Annotated in this window: 3 protein-coding genes and 1 pseudogene; 2 read left to right on the plus strand and 2 right to left on the minus strand. The window is 68.8% G+C overall.

Going from position 1 to position 3,452, the window contains the following annotated elements; translation table 11 throughout:
• Positions 1 to 23 precede the first annotated feature (23 nt).
• Positions 24 to 1,096, minus strand: a protein-coding gene (locus AC2TEW_RS38670) for an IS630 family transposase (protein WP_484627739.1) whose coding sequence is annotated in 2 segments (ribosomal slippage) — positions 24 to 613 and positions 613 to 1,096 — 1,074 coding nt in all. Because the reading frame shifts where the segments join, the coding sequence is not laid out codon by codon here.
• 59 nt (positions 1,097 to 1,155) lie between these two features.
• A pseudogene (locus tag AC2TEW_RS38675) lies at positions 1,156 to 2,025 on the minus strand (IS256 family transposase); the annotation flags it as partial.
• 169 nt (positions 2,026 to 2,194) lie between these two features.
• Here AC2TEW_RS38675 and AC2TEW_RS38680 point away from each other — a divergent pair.
• Together AC2TEW_RS38680 and AC2TEW_RS38685 are read left to right on the plus strand one after the other, a co-directional pair.
• Complete coding sequence (locus AC2TEW_RS38680) at positions 2,195 to 3,049, plus strand: IS5 family transposase (RefSeq protein ID WP_484627669.1); 855 nt, start codon at positions 2,195 to 2,197, stop codon at positions 3,047 to 3,049.
• Complete coding sequence (locus tag AC2TEW_RS38685) at positions 3,046 to 3,444, plus strand: type IV toxin-antitoxin system AbiEi family antitoxin domain-containing protein (RefSeq protein WP_484627668.1); 399 nt, start codon at positions 3,046 to 3,048, stop codon at positions 3,442 to 3,444. Before AC2TEW_RS38680 ends, AC2TEW_RS38685 begins: the two co-directional genes overlap by 4 nt.
• Positions 3,445 to 3,452: the final 8 nt, after the last annotated feature.

Genomic DNA, 3,452 nt, shown 5'->3' on the forward strand with positions numbered 1-3,452 from the left:
TTGAGGTTGAAGTAGTGAGGTGATTATGGGAGTTGGAAGGTCAGGCCGGTCTCGGCGATGAAGCCGTCGATGGGGCGGGGACGGTACTGCGTTTTCTTCAGTCGGGTCCGGACCGCCGTGGCGAGCTGGTCGGTGGTGTGGGGTGCGAGGTTGGCCAGACTCTTCTTGAGGTGGGCCCACACACCCTCGGCGGGGTTGAGGTCCGGCGCATACGGCGGCAGGCGGAAGACGGTCAGCCACGAGCGGGTGGCGATCAGCTCGCGCATCACGCGGTCGGTGTGGGCGGTGGCGTTGTCCCACACCAGGACGAGCGGGCCGCCGAGCTGCTGGTGGGCTGCATCGAGCAGCCGGGCGAGGTCCTTCTCGCGGAAGCCCTTCTTCTCGCCCTTGCGGCCACGATGGACGATCATGCGGTAGATCAGTCGGGTCCGCGGGTCACCGGGCCGGACGCACACGAGCCCGGCGGGCGAGACGCGGCCGGAGCCCTTGCCGGTGACCTTCACGACGGGTGTCTGTCCCTTCCGGGACCAGGTGCGCGCCTTCGGAGGCCTCAGCGACTGGCCTGCCTCGTCCTCGAAGACCACCCACGCGCCCTGGTCCCGTGCGGTTTTCCCACGGCGGGCCAGGTCTCCTCCCGCCAGGCGGCCACCGCCGCGTCGTCGCGCTCCACCGGGCGATGCATCGGGACTTGCACGCTCCAGCCCATCCGGTGCAGGACCAGCGACATGCCCTTCAGACTGTAGGAGACCTTGAACAGCCGCTCGACCAGCACCGCGATCCGGGCCGGCGTCCAGCGCTGGTCCTCCGTCCAGCCGTGCGCGGCCGGCCCCCGCGTCAGCTCCGCCTCGAGCCGCTGCGGCTGCTCAATGTCCAACCGACACCGCGGGCCCTGCGTCCCCTTCGACACCAGCGCCTGGACACCGCCATCCCGCCACCGGGCTTGCCAGGCATAGACGGACTTCCGCGACACCCGCAGCCGCCGCGCGACCTCCGACGGGCGCACTCCCTGTTCGAACAACTCCGCGGCCTCGAAGCGCACCCGCTCCCGCTTCGCCCGCCCTACGGCGGTCAGCCCGCCGCCATCCGCATACCTCATACGCACGGAGTAGCGAAAGGATCATCATCTGTCACCCCCTCGCGACAACCTCAGTTGCGGACCGCGCCCGCGTCGGGCTGTTCGAACACGGTCCGCAGCAGGGTGGCGACCCAGGGCTGGGCGGACTTCGGGACCTGCGAGAGCAGATTGCGCGCGTAGTGGGTTCGACATCGCTGCCAGGATGCGCCCGGCAGGGTCGCGCCGATCGCGTCGACCAGGCCGGCGTGGGCGTCGGAGACGACGAGCTTGACCCCGCTCAGGCCGCGGGCGACCAGCGACCGTAGGAAGGCGAGCCAGCCGGCGCCGTCCTCGCTGGTGGCGACGTCCAGGCCCAGTACCTCGCGTTGGCCCTCGTTGTTGACGCCGACCGCGACCAGGCAGTGGACGTTGACGACACGGCCGCCCTCGCGGACCTTCTGCGTCAGGGCATCCACCCAGACGAAGGTGTAGGGGCCCTGGTCGAGCGGTCGGTTGCGGAACTCGGCGACCCGTCCGTCCAGGTGCTTGGCCATTTCCGACACCTGCGACTTCGAGAGCTGGGTGACGCCGAGGCTCTCGGCGAGCTTCTCCACCCGCCGGGTCGAGACGCCGAGCAGGTAGCACGTCGCGACGACGCTGATCAGAGCCTGCTCGGCACGGCGTCGGCGCTCCAGCAGCCAACTCGGGAAGTACGAACCCGAGCGGACTCGGGGAATGGCCAGGTCGATCGTGCCGACCCGCGTGTCCCGGTCCCGATTCCGGTATCCGTTCCGGGAGTTGACCCGGTCCTCGCTCGGCCGGCCGTACTCGCCGCCGCAGGCCCGGTCGGCGTCGGAGGACATCATCGCCTCGGCGAAGGTCTTCACCATCGCCCGCAACAAGTCGGGACTCGCCGAGGCCAGGTTCTCCTCCAGCAGGGCGGCAAAGGGCAGACTGTCGGGTGCGGTCATCGTGCTGTGACTCCTTCAAGAGCTTGGTCGTTCTCGAAGAATCAGCCGGTGGCCGTCTTACGTTCTCAGAGGACGTTAAGTCCGTTTCTGGATGATCTGGTGTCGCCCGTTTGTGGGTACGGAGGTATTCGGGCTGACTCGCGTGTCGTGTGCATGGTGGGGTCGGGGTATGGAACGGATGCCGTACTCAACAGACTTGTCCGACGGGCAGTGGGCCTTGATCGAGCCGCTGGTCACCGCCTGGAAGCAGGAGCGGGTGTCGCGGTCGGCGACCGGGGATCCGGGCTCCTGTGACTTGCGCGAGGTCGTGAACGCGCTGCTGTACCAGAACCGGACGGGGTGCCAGTGGCGGCTCCTGCCGCACGACTTACCGGCCTGGTCGGCAGTGTTCTACTACTTCACCCTGTGGCGCCAGGACGGCCTTGACCAGCGGATCCAGGAGATCCTGCGCTGCCAGGTGCGGGAGCGGGCCAGACGATTAGAGGACCCGTCCCTGGTGATCATCGACACCCAGTCCGTCCGCGTGGCGGCCGGGGTGCCGAAGGGGACGACGGGGCTGGACGCGAACAAGAAGACGCCCGGGAGGAAGCGGGGACTGGCCGTCGACGTGCTGGGCCTGATCATCGGCGTGGTCGTCCTGGCCGCGAGCGCGCACGACAACGAGGCCGGTATCGCCCTGCTGGACCAGGCGGACGAGCGGTGCGGGATGCGTCTGGAAAAGGCCCTGGTCGACCAGGGCTTCAAGGATGCCGTGATCATCCACGGGGCGGTGAAGGACATCACCGTCGAGGTGGTCCGGCGCAACCCCGACGACGTGGGCAAGGGGTTCGTTCCGCAACCGAAGCGGTGGGTGGTCGAGCAGGTCAACGGCACCCTCATGCTCCACCGGCGCCTTGCCCGCGACTACGACCACCGGCTCGACAACGCCGCCTCCCGCGTCTACTGGGCCGCCACCGCCGGCATGCTCCGCCGCCTCACCGCCCCCAGCCCTGCCTGGCGCGACGACGTCGAGCTGGCAGCATGAACGTCACCGAACTCCTGCGGCTGTTGCAGGCCGAACACGACGAGGCCGCCACACGCGCCGACTACCTGCGCGAACAGATTGACCAACTCACCGGTGCACTGGCCGAGGTAGAGGCCCGCCTCGCCGAGATCGCCACCGCCGGCAAGGTCATCGACGGCCTCGCCCTGCCCGACCACGAGCCGGCCCCTGCGGAGACCGCCACCGTCTACCAGCGCATCGTGACCGCCTTCAACGAGCATCCCGGGCGGGTCTTCCGGGTTCGCGACCTACACGAACTCCTCGGCCTGCCCACCAACGAGCCCTCGATCAACGCCACCCGCTCCCGCCTGGGACGACTCGTTCGTCAGGGACTCCTCGACCAACCCGGACGCGGCCGCTACCAGAAACGGACTTAACGTCCTCT

The organism is Kitasatospora sp. NEAU-CNBT7 (genome assembly GCF_057220535.1).

Coding starts and splice junctions, on each gene's coding strand:
- AC2TEW_RS38680 (WP_484627669.1), top strand. CDS start 2,195: ATGGAACGGATGCCGTACTCAACAGACTTGTCCGACGGGCAGTGGGCC.
- AC2TEW_RS38685 (WP_484627668.1), top strand. CDS start 3,046: ATGAACGTCACCGAACTCCTGCGGCTGTTGCAGGCCGAACACGACGAG.